The organism is Ventrimonas sp. (assembly GCF_048380235.1).
Classification (GTDB): domain Bacteria; phylum Bacillota; class Clostridia; order Lachnospirales; family Lachnospiraceae; genus Brotaphodocola.
Window position 1 is genome coordinate 29703 of record NZ_DBFCCJ010000041.1, and the last position, 16169, is coordinate 45871.

The following is a 16169-nucleotide window of genomic DNA, read 5'->3' on the forward strand; positions in this document are numbered from 1 at the left end:
TGACTATCAAATAATAAAATTTGGATAGTTGATTGGTGAAAATGACGATTAATCGTATTTTTGGCAGGAATGGCCATGAATGCCAGAATAAAAACATGCATGTATGAAAACCACAGGAAATCCAAATGGACGCATTGAACGGAAAGGAAGGTAATTGTTTATGATTATGGATTTTATTAAAAAGGTTCCGGCAGGCATGATGGTTGTTCCGTTGATTCTTGGATGTCTGGTAAATACATTTTTCCCGTCTGCATTGCAGATCGGTGGTATTACAACGGCAACATTCTCCAGCGCGGGTGGTTCCTGCGCGTTAGGCATCCTGTTGTTCTGTATGGGAACAACACTGACCGTGAAAGATATGCCTGCAGTCGTAAAACGAGGCGGACTGCTTCTGGTATCCAAATTCGTGATTGGCGCAGCGCTTGGTATAGCAGTAGGAAAGATTTTTGGAAGCGCAGGTTTCCTTGGTATTTCCAGTATGGCAATTATTTGTGCAGTAACCAACAGTAATGGTTCTGTTTACTATGCACTGATGGAACAGTACGGAGACGAAAAAGATTGTGCATGCATGCCGATTCTGGCTTTGAACGATGGTCCGTTCCTGACCCTGGTTGCCCTTGGCGCATCCGGTCTTGCGGATATTCCGTTCATGAGCCTGGTTGCAGCAGTTGTTCCAATCTTTGCAGGTATGCTTCTTGGCAACATTGATCCGAAGGTAAAAGATTTCTTTGGACCAGTTGGCTCTGCAATCATTCCGTTTACCGGTTTCTCACTGGGTGCAGGCATCAACCTGGCTAACGTGGTAAAGGGAGGAGTTTCCGGTGTTGTACTTGGCCTGATCACTATCTTTATCGGCGGCGCATTTATCGTATGCTGTGACAGATTTATCGGCAAGCGTCCTGGTTATGCAGGGTGGGCCGTAGCTACAACCGCAGGAAATGCAGTAGCAGTACCGGCAGCCATTGCCATCGCAGATCCGGCATGGGAAGCATTTGCATCTGTAGCAACTGTACAGGTGGCAGCATCTACTGTTTTAAGCGCACTGCTCGTACCGTTTATCACAACCTGGTGGGCAAAGAAGTTTGGCTGTCCGAAGTATCCAAAACAATAACCGGAAAGATAAAGAGGAATCTGTTATGGGCAAATTACTGATGTTGGCAGATGATTTTACGGGTGCCGGAGATGCTGGTGTGCAGATGACCAAAAACGGAATTGAAGCACACATTATTTTTGATACGGACGAGATTAATCCGGAAAAGTCTTATGTGATCGATACGGAATCACGCAATATTCCGGCTGAGGAGGCTTACACGAAGGTAAAAAGCATTCTGCAGAGCATGAATCCGTATCCATACGAATATTACTACAAAAAGATTGATTCCACGCTGCGAGGAAATCTGAAGGCTGAGATGACTGCAGCCAAGGAAGTACTGAAACCGGATCTTATTGTGTTTAATCCGGCTAATCCGGATTCCAACCGGATGGTTGTGGATGGCACCCTGATGATGAACGGTGTGCGGATTACCGAAACAGAGATTATGAAGGATCCGCTGTGTCTGGTAACCGAGGATAATCTGGAAAAGCTCATGAAGAAGGAGATGGAAGAGCCGGTGGTGCACTTCTCCCTCAATGAAGTGAGAAATCAGACCATGGATGTGGGGCAGGCAAAGATTGTGACCTTTGATGTCCTGGAGAATTCAGACCTGAATGTGGTAGTGGAATACATTTTAAGTCTGAAGAAAAAGGTTCTCTGGGTAGGCTCGGCTGGTATGGCCAATGCGCTGGTAAAGACCATGCGTGTACAGTATCCGGTGCTCGCTTTGGTGGGAAGCATTAGTGAGACCTCCAGAATGCAGGTGCGGGTGGCGCAGGAAGCCGGAGCGAAGGTTGTGGAAATGAATATCGCGGAACTGCTTCGCGGCGGCGATATTCAGAAAGCAGCCAGGGAAGCCATTGACCTGCTTCACTATGGACAGGATGTTGTTGTTGTGACGGCCAGGGAGCATGAGGACTATCTGGAAGCTGTTAAAGTCGGTAAAGAAAAGGGAATGAGCCGCACGGCAGTAGCCAAATACGCCCAGTCCCGGATTGGAGAGCTTTCTGCTCTGATACTGAAGGAAGCAAAGGTATGCGGATGCTTTCTGACCGGCGGTGATACCGCCATCAGCGTCAATAATTATAATCACGCCCACGGCGCAAAACTGGTGGAGGAGGTTCTTCCAATTATTGCCCTGATTCAGCTGGACGGCGGTGATTATCCGGGACTTCCCTGTATTGTAAAGGGTGGCTCCATCGGAGACCGGGAAGCACTGGCAAAATCCATCGTGTATTTCAAAGAGCGGATGTAAAAATAAAGTTTGAGCGGAAGGGAAGGATTGTTCATGAAAAGACTGGGAATCACCATGGGAGATCCGGCCGGAGTCGGACCGGAAATTATTATGAAAGCGCTGGGAGACGGCACAGAGTTTGGGGGAAAATACGTTGTGTACGGTGCTGTCGATATTCTGAAATTTTATAATGATCTGTTAAAGCTGGATTGTAAATTTAAGGAAATTCAGGCTCCGGAGGAGTACGAGGACGGTGTGATCAATGTAATCGATCCGAATCATCTGACCATGGACCAGTATGAGATTGGCAAGCTTTCCGCTAAATGCGGAGATGCGGCATACCAGTACATCGCACATGCCATTGCAGATGCGAACGCAGGGAAAATTGATGCAGTGGTAACTGCACCGCTCAACAAAGAAGCCCTGCATATGGGCGGTCATAATTATGACGGTCATACTGAGATCTTTGCAACCCTGACAGGAACCAAAAAGTATGCTATGATGTTTTACGGACCGCTTAAGATCATGCATGTTTCGACCCATTGTTCTCTTCGTGAGGCTTGCAACCGGGCAACGAAGCAGCGTGTCCTGGATTGCATTGAGCTGATGGACAAGGCATTAAAGCAGACCGGAATGGAGAATCCGCTGATCGCGGTAGCCGGATTAAATCCGCATGCAGGAGAACACGGGCTGTTCGGTATGGAGGAGATTGAAGAGATCATTCCGGCCATTGAAGCGGCAAAGGAAGAGGGCATCAACGTTACCGGCCCGATTCCGCCGGATTCTGTGTTCAACAAGACATTAAATGGTATCTATGATGCAGCTATTGCCATGTATCATGATCAGGGACATATCGCAGCGAAGCTGCAGCTCATGAGCGAGTGTGTAAACTGCACTATCGGACTTCCGATCATCCGTACTTCCGTTGATCACGGAACCGCGTTTGATATTGCCGGAAAAGGCATTGCCAGCGGAGATAACATGAAGCAGTCCATGCGTGTGGCAGAGGAATTTTTGAATAATAAGTAGTAAGGTGGAGAATAACGTGAAGCATTTCATTTGTGGTTCCGGATGGAAAATGGTAAATGGATATCAGGACAGCATCCGCATTGCGAGAGAGCTGCAGGAGAAACTGAAGGACTTTCATGACTATCCGGTTGTGATCTTTCCATCCTTTCCAGTGATCCCGGAGATTACAAAGCATCTAAATCCGGACAGTGTGGTAAAGGTGGGGGGCCAGGACATGTTCTGGGAACTGGACGGTGCCTACACTGGTGAGGTGTCCGGGCAGATGCTCCTGGACATCGGCTGCCGGTATGTGGAGATCAATCATCAGGAACGGCGGCGTTACCTGAAGGAAGATAACCAGATGTCAAACCGGAAACTGAAAACTGCTGTGAAGATTGGTTTGCATCCGTTCCTGTGTGTGGGCGAGGAGCTGAAAGAATCGGATGAGCAGGTTCAGGCATTCATCCAAAAACAACTGGAGGAGCTTCTGGATGGAGTGTCGAAGGAGGAGGCGAGGAGGATTATCTTTGCTTATGAGCCTATGTGGGCCATTGGAAAGAAATCTACTGCAGACCTTTCTCATATTCAGATGGTTCATCATTATATTCGCAGTGTTGTGGCTTCCTTATATGGAAGTGATGTAGCAGAAGCGGTGTACATTGTATATGGTGGTGGCGTGAATATGGAAACGTATCTTGATATTGCAGCTCTGCCAGATGTCAATGGCCTGTTTACCACCGGTTGCGGTGTAAACGCGGAGACTTACAGCGAACTGGCCATCACAACCGCGGTAATGTTAAAAAGAATGTCGTAAGTGAAGGAAAACAGCGTGAAATTATATGTGATAAGACACGGGGAAACCGACTGGAACTGCAGAAGAAAGCTACAGGGAGAATCGGATATTCTATTGAATGAAAATGGACGAAGGCTTGCGGAGATTACCCGTGAGAATATGGGAACGATCCCGTTTGACCTGGTAATTACGAGTCCTTATCAGCGTGCACGGGAGACCGCGCAGATCATAACGGGAAATGCGGATATTCCCTGTATCCAGGATGCCAGAATCCGGGAGATTACCTGGGGAGACTGGGACGGCCTGACACCGGAAGAAATTGCAGAAGCTGGAGGAAAAGAACGGTTTGAACTATTTTACACCAATCCGTTCTTTTTTCGGGGAGCACCCGGTGGGGAGAATATACGTCAGGTATGCGAGCGAGGAAAAGATTTTTATGAGGAACTGATTCGGAACGAAGTCTTTCAGGACAAAACCATTCTCGTTGCAACCCACGGTTGTGCACTGCGGGGAATCCTGAACCATCTGTATGAGAATCCCTCTGATTTCTGGCAGGGTGGTGTGCCAGCCAACTGCGCCGTCACTATTCTGGAAGTGAAGCATGGAAAAAGCTGTTTTCTGGAACGGGATAAAATTTATTATGATGTATCCCTGATTCAAGATTTCTATACATTAAAAGCATGAAAAGACGGTGCTGCCCTATTTTGAGCAGCGCCGTCTTTTCTGTTTTAACATTCAATTTTTCATAGGAGAATCAAATTGCACCAGCGGGGAAATTACAGTATACTGAAACTGGAAAAAAGAGGAGGAATCCATTATGGTTTATGAATTAACCGTTCAGTCTGTAAAACTGAAATCAACCCTGTTTACGCCGCCGTCCCGGCTTATCAATACCTGTGAAGTAACATGTGCCATCGGCATGCTGTACAAAAAAGCAGGCCAGCCCATGCCGGAGGTGAAAGCGGGCGATAACCTGGGAAAACTCATCGAGAGCATTCCACAACAGGTCTACGACGCAGAAAACGGCAATCTATCCGAAATTGTCCGTAGCTACACCTGGTTCGACAACGATGAAGTGACGGAAGATGCGGCCATCACGCTTCAGATGGGGTACGAATCAATATAAAAATTTGAGCTACAAAGCTGAATAAAGGTCCGGAAGTGAATGAGACCGCCTTCCTCTATTTTCACATATCGTTGTTTCACAAAAAACTGATAACAATTTCACATAACATGGAAAAAGGAAAGTTCAGCTTCCCTTGACAAAGTGCGGAAAATGGCTTAAAATCAAGCAAGAGAAAACGACAGTGAAGAGGATTAGTAAGCAGACATTACATCACAGAGAGATGGCTATCTGGTGCAAGGCCGTCATGTCCCTGGAAGCTGAACCGGCCTTGGAGTCCTGCAGTGAACTGCAGCGTAGTTTCCGGCGTTAACGGAGCATAGAGTGAGCGATTCTGCATTCATTGCAGCGCTAATCAGGGTGGTACCGCCGAATTTATCTGGTCATTCGGTCCCTTGTCAGAAATGGCAGAGGACCGGATGATTTTTTATTTCATAGGAAATTACGTCCTATGAAATAAAATGCGTCGCGAGGAAGCGCACTTTTTTTCATTAAAAATAAAGGAGAGTTATCATGGCAAAGGATAAGAAATTAGTAGAAGCCATCACATCCATGGACGAGGATTTCGCCCAGTGGTATACGGATGTGGTAAAAAAAGCAGAGCTGTGTGACTACGCAAGCGTAAAGGGCTGCATGGTCATCAAACCGGCTGGTTATGCAATCTGGGAGAATATCCAGCATGAGCTGGACCGCCGCTTTAAGGAAACCGGAGTTCAGAATGTATATATGCCGCTCTTCATTCCGGAGAGCCTTCTGGAGAAAGAAAAAGATCATGTGGAAGGCTTTGCGCCGGAGGTTGCATGGGTAACCCACGGCGGCCTGGAGCCGCTTCAGGAGCGTCTGTGCGTGCGCCCGACCTCAGAGACTCTGTTCTGTGATTTCTATGCAAAGGATATCCACTCTTACCGTGACCTGCCGAAGGTATACAACCAGTGGTGTTCTGTAGTCAGATGGGAAAAAACCACCCGTCCGTTCCTGCGTTCCAGAGAGTTCTTATGGCAGGAGGGGCACACCGCTCACGCAACCGCAGAGGAAGCAGAGGCAAGAACCATCCAGATGCTGAATCTCTATGCAGATTTCTGTGAGCAGGTGCTGGCTATTCCGGTAATCCGCGGTCAGAAGACTGATAAAGAGAAATTCGCAGGCGCAGAGGCTACCTACACCATCGAGTCCCTGATGCATGACGGAAAAGCACTGCAGTCCGGAACCAGCCATAACTTTGGTGACGGCTTTGCAAAGGCATTCGGCATCCAGTATGCAGCAAAGGACAATACTCTGCAGTACGTTCATCAGACTTCCTGGGGCATGACGACCCGTATGATCGGTGCGATCATCATGGTACACGGTGATAACAACGGTCTGGTGCTGCCGCCGAGAATCGCTCCGACCCAGGTTGTGATCGTGCCGATCCAGCAGCAGAAAGAGGGCGTTCTGGACAAGGCATTTGCACTGAAAGACGTTCTTTCCAACTTCCGCGTAAAAGTAGATGATTCTGACAAGAGCCCGGGCTGGAAGTTCAGTGAGTCTGAGATGCGCGGAATTCCGGTACGTGTGGAGATCGGACCGAGAGATATCGAGAACAACGAGGCAGTTCTGGTCCGCCGTGATACTCATGAGAAGATCACGGTTTCCTTAGACGAGATCGAAGCCAAGATAAGCGAGCTCTTAGACACTATCCAGAGTGATATGTTGGAGCGCGCAAGAGCACACCGCGATTCTCACACCTACGTTGCAACCACCTACGATGAGTTTGTAAAAACCATCAACGAGAAGCCGGGCTTTGTAAAAGCTATGTGGTGCGGCGATCAGGCCTGCGAGGACAAAATCAAAGAAGATACAGCTGCGACCTCCCGCTGCATGCCGTTTGCACAGGAGAATCTCTCCGATAAGTGCGTATGCTGCGGCAAGCCGGCCAAGAAGATGGTTTACTGGGGCAGAGCATACTAAAATTTTATATGAAATCGGTAAAAAGGTCCGGGAAAGCGCCTGTTCGGCGGTCTTTCCCGGACCTTTTTCGTTTTTGCTGATGTTGTCAGGCCCAGAAGGCGCGGACCAGTTCAATAAAGTATTTAGCGGCTTCGCTTAAGTATCCGTTTTTGCGGTAGTTGGCTACAATGTCCCAGGACGGATGGGATGCAAATGAGAAACAGCTGATTCCCTTTGGCAGCCTGCGTACATAGTGTTCAGGAACTACGCCGCAGCAGAGGTTTGCCTCGATCATGGAGAGTACAGTATTGTTGCTGGCAGTTTCAAAAAGAACATTTGGGGTAAAACCGGATTTTCGGAAAATCTCATCGGTGATGGCCCGGATAGTGGACTCCTTGTACATCAGGACGAAGGGCTCATACTGGAAGCGGGCGAGGCTGACGGTGGGGTAAGGCCCGGTCAGCTGACCCTGCTGATCAGCTGCTGCCTGTGCAGCCGTCAGTTCCTCCACAGCGGGATGAATGCTGGGCACCAGAAGAAAAATCTCCTCTTCGCCAAGCTTTATGTATTCGCTGTCGTTGCGCTGCCGCTCCGAGAGTGTCTGAAATCCGATGTCCAGGTTGCCCTGGGTGATCATCTGCTGCTGGCGGTGTACGCTAAGCTCATGAGGCTCAACGACAACATTCGGATAAGCCTGGTGAAATGCGGGGTAAACGTGGGTAAACATCTCACTGCCGCGGCCCGGCGTGAAGCCAATGGAAAGGCGGCCCTTCTTGGCATCTGTCATGTCATTTATGAGGTTGTAGGTGCGCTGCTTGATCCGCAGGATTTCCCGGGCATTGTCCAGATAAACCTGTCCGATCTCGGTGGGGCGCATATCTATCTTGCTGCGGTGAAAAAGCGGTGCCCCAAGCTCCTTCTCCAGCCGCAGAAGCTGCTGGTTTAAGGCGGACTGGGTTACGAACAGCTTTTCCGCCGCGCGGGTGATGCTGTGTTCATCATCAATTTTTACAATGTATTCAATCTGTTTTAAATCCATAAAAGTGCCTCCGGCATGGAATTATTCGTAACTGTTCAGTACCTTCACAGTCACAATTATTCTTTAAAAAGCTCCTTCCAGGCATTGGCAAAACGCCGGGATACAGCAGTTGGATTACGTCGCAGGATGGACGGGCGGAGTATTGATTTTTTATTGTTTAAGAGGCGGGTTGTGTCTGCCATCTTCTCGTTCAGCGTGCTGATACGTGCCGCCAGAGTCTCCCTGCGTGCAGCGGCAGCCTCGGCCAGCTCTTCCCTGCGTGTGGCAACAGCTTCCTTATGGGCTTCGACAGCCTCAGACAGCTCTTCCCTTCGTACGGCAACAGCTTCCTTATGAGCTTCGACAGCCTCGGCCAGTTCTTCCCTGCGTGCAGCAACAGCTTCTTCCAGAGCCTCCCTGCGTGCGGATACCATCTCTTTGTGTGCTTCTACATTTTCGGCCACGGCCGCGCGCAGCTCCTCCTTCGCGTTTTCGATATTTTGTTCGGTCTCGGCCTTCAGGAGAGCAAGCTGTACCTGCATTTCTTCCAGGTCAGCACGCAGCTTAGAAACAGATTCCAGAGTCTTTGCCAGGCTGAGAGCCTCTCTGGTGGACTGGATGGTATCCATGACAAAGCATCCGCTCACGATCCCAAGCAGGCACCATTCCAGTGACGGCGGAAGATTCAGAACAAAACGTTCAATGGGCCTGTGGATGATCTCGGTCATAAAGATGGTTAAGAAGCCCCAGGCAATGGAAGAGGTCAGGCAGATGTAACCATGAAGATTGAACTTCTGACTGCTGTAATCCCAGTAACGGACCTTGAACAGACGCTCCATAATATAGCCGGTTACATATTCCAGCAGGGTGGCTGCCACCACACCGGAGCAGTAGACCAGAAGGAGATTGTCCTTGACCGGAAGGGATACCCACAGCATCATGACGGCTCCGGTGCCATACAGAGGCAGCATGGGAAGCCTCAGAAAGCCGCGGTTGACAAAATGGTGCTGCTTTAAGGAAACATAGGTGGATTCAAAAATCCAGCCGAAGAAGCAATATATATAGAAGAAAGTAAGCCAGTGATACCAGGCGTATGTGTACATGATCGAAATCCTCTTTTGCGAATCAACAACTTATCTTAGTTTAGCATATCCGGAAAAAACCTTCAATATGCCTTCAGAGGCTTTTGTTTGCAAAAGAAAGCATGGACAAAGGATATTGGTCTGTGCTACAATCAACAAAAATATAGTTACATGTGCAGCTGCACAAAAATGTATTCTGAAATGGGAGAAAGGAAAGAGAGCTATGAATTTAACATATCAGAGCACAAGAGGCGGAGAGAGCGGACTGACTGCATCTCAGGCAATCTTAAAAGGATTGGCTGATGACGGCGGCCTGTTTATGCCGACTTCAATCCCGAAACTGGATGTAACGATGGAAGAGCTGGCAGGCATGAGTTACCAGGAAACTGCTTACCGTGTTATGAAACAGTTCTTAACAGATTTCACCGAGGAAGAACTGCGCTATTGCATCGATCACGCTTACGACAGCAAGTTTGACACGGAGGAGATTGCTCCGCTTGTCAAGGCAGACGGTGCCTATTATCTGGAACTCTTCCACGGAAGCACCATTGCGTTCAAAGATATGGCACTGTCCATTCTTCCGTATCTGATGACTACCTCTGCAAAGAAGAATCATGTAGAGAATGAAATTGTCATTCTGACTGCAACCTCCGGAGATACCGGAAAGGCAGCTATGGCAGGTTTCGCGGATGTACCGGGAACCCGCATCATTGTCTTCTATCCGAAGGGCGGCGTCAGCAAGGTTCAGGAGCTGCAGATGGTGACCCAGAAAGGAGCCAATACCGCCGTTGTTTCCATTCACGGCAACTTCGATGATGCGCAGACCGGCGTAAAGAAGATCTTTGGTGACAAAGAGTTTGCTGCAAAGCTGGCTGCAAAGGGCTTCCAGCTTTCCTCTGCAAACTCCATCAACATCGGCCGTCTGGTTCCGCAGGTGGTTTACTATGTTTATGCTTACGCCAAGCTGGTGCAGAACGGAGAAATCCAGAACGGTGATCTTATCAATGTGACTGTTCCGACCGGAAACTTCGGCAATATCCTGGCTGCATACCTGGCAAAACAGATGGGCGTGCCGATCAAAACCCTCATCTGTGCATCTAACGACAATAAAGTCCTGTATGACTTTTTCAAGACCGGTACTTACGATCGCAAGAGAGAGTTTATCCTGACCAATTCCCCGTCCATGGATATCCTCATCTCCAGCAACTTAGAGCGCCTGATCTACTTAAGCACCGGCTGTGATGCAGCAGCCAACAGGCAGCTGATGGAAGATTTAAGCACCAAGGGCGCTTATACGGTTACGGATTCCATGAAAGCCTTCATGAAGGATTTTGTGGGCGGTTATGCAACCGAGGCAGAGAATGCCGCAGGTATCAGACACCTGGCTGATGAGACCGGATATATCATTGATACACATACCGGTGTGGCTTCCTGCGTATATAAAAAATATGTGGCAGAGACCGGAGACAAGACCCCAACGGTTATTGCGTCTACCGCAAGTCCGTACAAGTTCTCCCACAGCGTTATGGCGGCAGTGACCGGCAAGGAGGCAAAGACAGATGAGTTTGCGTCCATCGATGCTTTGTGCAAGGCATCCGGCGTAGCCATCCCGCGCGCAGTGGAGGAAATCCGCAACGCAGAGATCCGTCACAACAGAGAGTGCGACGCAGCCGACATGGAAAAGACTGTGGCAGAGATTCTGGGCTTATAATTCGTTATCTGCTTCACAAAAAACTGTTTTTGTAATATAATAAAGACAGTTATGCCCCCCGGCCTGAATTTGGGACAGGCTGCGCGGAAAACTATAGAAAAACGGAGGTTTTGAACATGTTAGTATCTGCAACAGAAATGCTGAAAAAGGCAGTAGAAGGCCACTATGCAGTAGGTCAGTTCAACATCAATAACCTGGAGTGGACCAAGGCTATCCTGGCAACCGCACAGGAGTTAAACTCCCCGGTCATCCTGGGTGTATCTGAGGGCGCAGGAAAGTACATGACCGGATTTAAGACGGTTTCCGCTATGGTAAAGGCCATGATCGAGGAAATGAACATTACCGTTCCGGTAGCACTGCACTTAGACCACGGCACCTACGATGGCTGCTACAAGTGCATTAAGGCAGGATTCTCCTCCATCATGTTCGATGGTTCTCACTATGCCATTGAAGAAAATGTAGAGAAGACAAAAGAGTTAGTAAAGGTTGCTCACGCTATGGGTCTTTCCATCGAGGCTGAGGTTGGTTCCATCGGCGGCGAGGAAGACGGTGTGATCGGTATGGGCGAGTGCGCAGATCCGAACGAGTGCAAGATGATCGCAGACCTGGGCGTAGACTTCCTGGCAGCAGGCATCGGCAACATCCACGGCAAATATCCGGCAAACTGGCAGGGCTTAAGCTTTGAGACTCTGGCAGCAGTCAAGGAGAAGGTGGGCGACCTGCCGTTAGTTCTTCATGGCGGTACCGGTATCCCGGCTGACATGATCAAAAAAGCGATCGATCTTGGTGTGGCAAAGATCAACGTAAATACCGAGTGTCAGCTTTCCTTTGCAGACGCTACCCGTAAGTATGTCGAGGCAGGCAAGGATTTAGAGGGCAAGGGCTTCGATCCGCGTAAGCTGCTCGCACCGGGCGCAGAGGCTATCAAGGCAACTGTAAAAGAGAAAATGGAGCTGTTCGGTTCCGTTGGAAAAGCCTGAAAATCAGTGCTTTGAAAAAAATACGGGAAAATGCAAAAAAACACTTGCTTTTTCCAACCTGATGGTTTATTTTAATTAGGGAACGATGGTGTTCTTCCACATGGGAAGAGCACCATTTTTTTTAACCAGATACCCAGCTTAAGAAAATTAAGTATACATAAAAATAATTTAGGGCAGGGTGAGGAGACCGGGAACGGCAATTCTAAGTGAGAGGAAGGAAAAAGTCTATGAGCGAAATCGTAAATGTAGCTGAGATTTTTGGCAAGAACGTCTTCAACGAAACCGTTATGAAAGAGCGCTTACCAAAGAGCGTTTTCAAAAAAATGAAAAAGACCATCGAAGATGGTGCTGAGCTGGATCCGTCCATTGCAGATGTAGTTGCACATGCAATGAAGGACTGGGCTATTGAGAGAGGAGCAACCCACTATACCCATTGGTTCCAGCCGCTGACCGGCGTAACCGCAGAGAAGCATGATTCCTTCATTTCCGCACCGGATGCGGAGGGAAAGGTCATCATGGAATTCTCTGGCAAGGAGCTCATCAAGGGCGAGCCGGATGCATCCTCCTTCCCGTCAGGCGGCCTGCGTGCTACCTTCGAGGCAAGAGGCTATACCGCATGGGACTGTACCTCCCCGGCCTTTTTAAGAGAAGATGCCTGCGGCGTGACTCTTTGCATTCCGACCGCGTTCTGCTCCTACACTGGTGAGGCACTGGATCAGAAGACCCCGCTTCTTCGTTCTATGCAGGCCATTGACGAGCAGTCCTTAAGAATTTTAAGACTCTTCGGCAACACCACCGCAAAGCGTGTCTGCCCGTCTGTTGGACCGGAGCAGGAGTACTTCATCGTAGACCGTCAGAAGTATTTACAGAGAAAAGATCTGATCTACACCGGCCGCACCCTGTTCGGTGCCATGCCTCCAAAGGGCCAGGAGCTGGACGACCATTACTTCGGTGCAATCCGTGAGCGCATCGGTGCTTACATGAAGGCAGTCAACGAGGAGCTCTGGAAGCTTGGTGTTACCGCTAAGACCCAGCACAACGAGGTAGCACCGGCACAGCATGAGCTGGCTCCAATTTACGACCAGGCAAACCTGGCAGTTGACCACAACCAGATGGTTATGGAAACCTTAAAGAAAGTTGCCGGACGTCAGGGCCTTACCTGCCTGCTTCATGAGAAGCCATTTGCAGGTGTGAACGGTTCCGGTAAGCACAATAACTGGTCTCTTACCTCTGATGATGGTGTGAACCTGTTAAACCCGGGCGATACCCCGCACGAGAACATCCAGTTTCTTCTTGTTCTGGCCTGCATCTTAAAGGCAGTCGATACCCACGCAGACCTGCTTCGTGAATCCGCAGCCGACATCGGAAACGATCACCGTCTGGGTGCGAACGAGGCACCGCCGGCAATCATTTCCGTATTTCTGGGCGAGCAGCTTGAGGATGTGATCGATCAGTTGTGCAGCACTGGTGAGGCAACTCACTCTAAGAGCGGCGGTACCTTAAAGACTGGCGTTGCAACCCTTCCGGATCTGGATAAAGACGCAACCGATCGTAACCGTACTTCACCGTTTGCTTTCACCGGAAACAAGTTTGAGTTCCGTATGGTAGGCTCTTCCGATTCCATTGCTCCGGCAAACGTAGTCCTGAACACCATCGTTGCAGAGGCATTCAAGGAAGCAGCAGATGAGCTGGAAAAGGCAGACGATTTCGATACCGCAGTTCATGACATGATCAAGAAACTGCTTCGCGATCACAAGCGCATCATCTTCAACGGCAACGGTTACTCTGATGCATGGGTGGAAGAGGCAGAAAGACGCGGTCTTCCGAATATCCGCTCCATGGTAGAGGCTATTCCGGCTCTTACCACCGACAAGGCTGTGAAGCTGTACGAGTCCTTTGGCGTATTTACCAAGGCAGAGCTGGAGTCTCGTGCCGAGGTTGAGTATGAGGCATATGGCAAGATGATCAACATCGAGGCAAGAACCATGATCGATATGGCGAGCAAGCAGATCATCCCGGCTGTGATCAAGTACACCACTCAGTTGGCAGGTTCTCTTGGTGCAGTCAAGGCTGCATGCCCGGAGGCAGATACCAGCGTACAGGCTGAACTGCTGACAGAGACCTCTGCTCTTCTGTCTGATATGAAGGTTGCTCTGGCAGCCCTGATCGATATTACGGAAGAGGCAGCAGGCGTTGACGGTGCTGAGACTCAGGCACACGTTTACCACGAAAAGGTGGTTCCGGCTATGGCAGCGCTCCGCACACCGGCAGACAAGCTTGAAATGATCGTAGACAAAGACCTGTGGCCGCTTCCGAGCTACGGCGATCTGATCTTCGAGGTATAAAGTTCCAATCATATTAGAAAAAAATCAGGGCAGGCTTTCGCTGTTTGGCGGAGGCCTGCTTTGTAATTACGGGTAAGAATACAGCGGGAAAGCTTTTTGAATCGGACCTTCCGGCCGATAGGAAATCGTAAGAATCTATTTGCGCGAATTGGTTGAATATTTATGCCGTTATTGTTAAAATGAAACGTATAAGAGACCGCCCGGGGAAAGCAGGCATCTGCGCAGGCAGACTGGCTGCAAAAAAGAAGAAACGGCGGTGCAACGATACGAAGGAGCTTTTATATATGAAGAAAAAGGGTTTGGCAATGTTTGCCCTGGCAGCAGTCATGAGCCTTGGCGCGATGGGGATTACGGCGTTTGCGGCCGGCTGGTCACAGGAAGGCAGCAACTGGGTATACTATAATAACAATGGAAGCAAGGTAACCAATGCGTGGCGTCAGGCACAGGATGGAACCTGGCGTTATCTGGAAAGCAGCGGAGCCATGGCAACCAACAAATGGGTCGATAACGATGATTACTATGTAGATGCCAGCGGTATCATGATCACCAATAAATGGCTTCAGGTGGCAAACAGCCGGAAAACCAGCGGGTATGACTGGTATTATTTCGGAAATAACGGCAAGTGCTCGAAAGAAAAATGGGTGCAGATCGATGGTAAGTATTATTATTTCGGAGATACCGGCGCCATGGAGACGGGCTGGATTCTGGATGACATGTATTACTGCGACGATGTGGGCGTTATGGTGACCGGATGGAAGAAGCTGACCCCGCCGGAGGAATATCAGGATGAGGACAAGCACACCGGTCCGTTTGAAACTGCCAGTGATGGTCAGTACTGGTACTATTTCGGAACCAACGGAAAGAAAACGGTTCCAAGCGAGAACGGAACCAATATCAAACAGAAAAAGATCAACGGAACCTATTATTGCCTGCGCGAGGACGGTGCTGTTCAGACCGGCTGGGTCTGCGTCACCGGCGATGAATCCGACAACATTGAGGATTACCGCCTGGTAGATGCCGAGGGAAAAGTCCGCACCGGCTGGTATTCTGCCGAGCCGCCGGAATATCTGGCGGGGCATTATGATCATGACGTCGAGTGGTTTTATTTCAATTCCAAGGGTGTTCCGGAAGTGGGACCGGCAAAGGGCAGTGCGAAAACCAGTGATTTAAAGCGCATCAACGGATATACACATTTGTTCAATGAATATGGAACTCCTGTATATGGCGTTCAGAAGGTGTATACCAACAGCAGTGAGTATACCGCCTATTACTTTGGCAATTATCCGCAGAGCAGTATGCTGACAGGCAAGTACAATATCACGGAGGGAGGAGTTTCCTGGCCGTATTATTTCAACTCTACCGGAAAAGGCTATACCGGAGTGTATGACAATTATCTGTATTATATGGGTAAACTGCAGAAGGCAGATTCCGGCAGCAAATACGAAGTCTTCTCCGTTCCGAACGGAAACAGCTATAAGAACTATGTAGTGAACACTTCCGGCAAGATTGCCAAGAACACTACGGTCAAGGACAGCAATGGCGTAAAATACAAAACCAACAGCAGCGGGGTCCTGACTAAAGAAGATGACGAGAGCGTAGACGGCGGAAGCTACCGCAGCCCGGAAGAACCGGAATGGGATAACGAATAAAGCAGAATACCATTACAGAAACAGAGGCTGATACAGGGAAAAGCTGTATCGGCCTCTTTGTTGTATTATATATAGAAGAAACACAGCTCTGGCCAATGCACGGAAAATTGCATGAGAATAAAAACATTAAAATAATAGATAAAATACTTGCTTTTTTGGAAAGACTATGATATCATACAAAGGCTGTGACATGATAGCAATGAAGCG

At 49.1% G+C, this 16169-nt stretch carries 13 protein-coding genes and 1 other annotated feature; of the genes, 11 read left to right on the forward strand and 2 right to left on the reverse strand.

Annotation, left to right across the window (positions count from 1 at the left end; genetic code table 11):
• Positions 1–160: 160 nt before the first annotated feature.
• The 7 genes from ACMP1L_RS07330 to proS all read left to right on the forward strand — a co-directional run bounded on the left by ACMP1L_RS07330 (position 161) and on the right by proS (position 7198).
• A complete protein-coding gene (locus ACMP1L_RS07330) occupies positions 161–1111 on the forward strand; it encodes a 2-keto-3-deoxygluconate permease (protein WP_118732865.1) in 951 nt (316 codons plus the stop codon).
• A 25-nt stretch (positions 1112–1136) separates the two neighbouring features.
• Complete coding sequence (locus ACMP1L_RS07335) at positions 1137–2348, forward strand: four-carbon acid sugar kinase family protein (protein WP_418452498.1); 1212 nt, start codon at positions 1137–1139, stop codon at positions 2346–2348.
• A 33-nt stretch (positions 2349–2381) separates the two neighbouring features.
• Complete coding sequence (gene pdxA, locus ACMP1L_RS07340) at positions 2382–3356, forward strand: 4-hydroxythreonine-4-phosphate dehydrogenase PdxA (RefSeq protein ID WP_118732867.1); 975 nt, start codon at positions 2382–2384, stop codon at positions 3354–3356.
• A gap of 16 nt (positions 3357–3372) precedes the next feature.
• Positions 3373–4149: a triose-phosphate isomerase family protein gene (locus ACMP1L_RS07345; protein ID WP_118732868.1), complete on the forward strand. Its 777-nt coding sequence runs from the start codon at positions 3373–3375 to the stop codon at positions 4147–4149.
• Between the two features lie 15 nt (positions 4150–4164).
• Positions 4165–4812, forward strand: coding sequence for a histidine phosphatase family protein (locus ACMP1L_RS07350; RefSeq protein ID WP_418452500.1), 648 nt, complete (start codon positions 4165–4167; stop codon positions 4810–4812).
• A 133-nt stretch (positions 4813–4945) separates the two neighbouring features.
• Positions 4946–5254: a DUF3837 family protein gene (locus tag ACMP1L_RS07355; RefSeq protein WP_118732870.1), complete on the forward strand. Its 309-nt coding sequence runs from the start codon at positions 4946–4948 to the stop codon at positions 5252–5254.
• Between the two features lie 172 nt (positions 5255–5426).
• Positions 5427–5650, forward strand: a binding site (T-box leader).
• 114 nt (positions 5651–5764) lie between these two features.
• Complete coding sequence (proS, locus tag ACMP1L_RS07360) at positions 5765–7198, forward strand: proline--tRNA ligase (protein WP_418452501.1); 1434 nt, start codon at positions 5765–5767, stop codon at positions 7196–7198.
• Between the two features lie 85 nt (positions 7199–7283).
• On the opposite strand, the gene ACMP1L_RS07365 is transcribed toward proS, so the two are convergent.
• Positions 7284–8216 (reverse strand): LysR family transcriptional regulator, encoded by a 933-nt coding sequence (locus tag ACMP1L_RS07365; RefSeq protein ID WP_418452502.1) that lies wholly within the window; start codon positions 8214–8216, stop codon positions 7284–7286.
• Positions 8217–8272: 56 nt separating this feature from the next.
• Positions 8273–9298 (reverse strand): putative ABC transporter permease, encoded by a 1026-nt coding sequence (locus ACMP1L_RS07370; protein WP_418452503.1) that lies wholly within the window; start codon positions 9296–9298, stop codon positions 8273–8275.
• A 202-nt stretch (positions 9299–9500) separates the two neighbouring features.
• Here ACMP1L_RS07370 and thrC point away from each other — a divergent pair, with 202 nt between their 5' ends.
• The 4 genes from thrC (at position 9501) to ACMP1L_RS07390 (ending at position 15962) form a co-directional block, all read left to right on the forward strand.
• On the forward strand, positions 9501–10988 hold the full coding sequence (gene thrC / locus ACMP1L_RS07375; protein ID WP_118732874.1) for a threonine synthase: 1488 nt from the start codon (positions 9501–9503) through the stop codon (positions 10986–10988).
• Positions 10989–11104: 116 nt separating this feature from the next.
• The gene (fba, locus tag ACMP1L_RS07380; protein ID WP_118533469.1) at positions 11105–11968 is read left to right on the forward strand and encodes a class II fructose-1,6-bisphosphate aldolase; all 864 of its coding nucleotides are present in this window, start codon (positions 11105–11107) and stop codon (positions 11966–11968) included.
• A 227-nt stretch (positions 11969–12195) separates the two neighbouring features.
• A complete protein-coding gene (locus ACMP1L_RS07385) occupies positions 12196–14313 on the forward strand; it encodes a glutamine synthetase III family protein (RefSeq protein ID WP_418452505.1) in 2118 nt (705 codons plus the stop codon).
• Between the two features lie 284 nt (positions 14314–14597).
• Positions 14598–15962, forward strand: coding sequence for a PspC-like choline-binding domain-containing protein (locus ACMP1L_RS07390; protein ID WP_418452507.1), 1365 nt, complete (start codon positions 14598–14600; stop codon positions 15960–15962).
• Positions 15963–16169: the final 207 nt, after the last annotated feature.

Coding starts and splice junctions, on each gene's coding strand:
- ACMP1L_RS07335 (WP_418452498.1), top strand. CDS start 1,137: ATGGGCAAATTACTGATGTTGGCAGATGATTTTACGGGTGCCGGAGAT.
- ACMP1L_RS07390 (WP_418452507.1), top strand. CDS start 14,598: ATGAAGAAAAAGGGTTTGGCAATGTTTGCCCTGGCAGCAGTCATGAGC.
- thrC (WP_118732874.1), top strand. CDS start 9,501: ATGAATTTAACATATCAGAGCACAAGAGGCGGAGAGAGCGGACTGACT.
- ACMP1L_RS07385 (WP_418452505.1), top strand. CDS start 12,196: ATGAGCGAAATCGTAAATGTAGCTGAGATTTTTGGCAAGAACGTCTTC.
- ACMP1L_RS07370 (WP_418452503.1), bottom strand. CDS start 9,298: ATGTACACATACGCCTGGTATCACTGGCTTACTTTCTTCTATATATAT.
- pdxA (WP_118732867.1), top strand. CDS start 2,382: ATGAAAAGACTGGGAATCACCATGGGAGATCCGGCCGGAGTCGGACCG.
- ACMP1L_RS07365 (WP_418452502.1), bottom strand. CDS start 8,216: ATGGATTTAAAACAGATTGAATACATTGTAAAAATTGATGATGAACAC.
- fba (WP_118533469.1), top strand. CDS start 11,105: ATGTTAGTATCTGCAACAGAAATGCTGAAAAAGGCAGTAGAAGGCCAC.
- proS (WP_418452501.1), top strand. CDS start 5,765: ATGGCAAAGGATAAGAAATTAGTAGAAGCCATCACATCCATGGACGAG.
- ACMP1L_RS07330 (WP_118732865.1), top strand. CDS start 161: ATGATTATGGATTTTATTAAAAAGGTTCCGGCAGGCATGATGGTTGTT.
- ACMP1L_RS07355 (WP_118732870.1), top strand. CDS start 4,946: ATGGTTTATGAATTAACCGTTCAGTCTGTAAAACTGAAATCAACCCTG.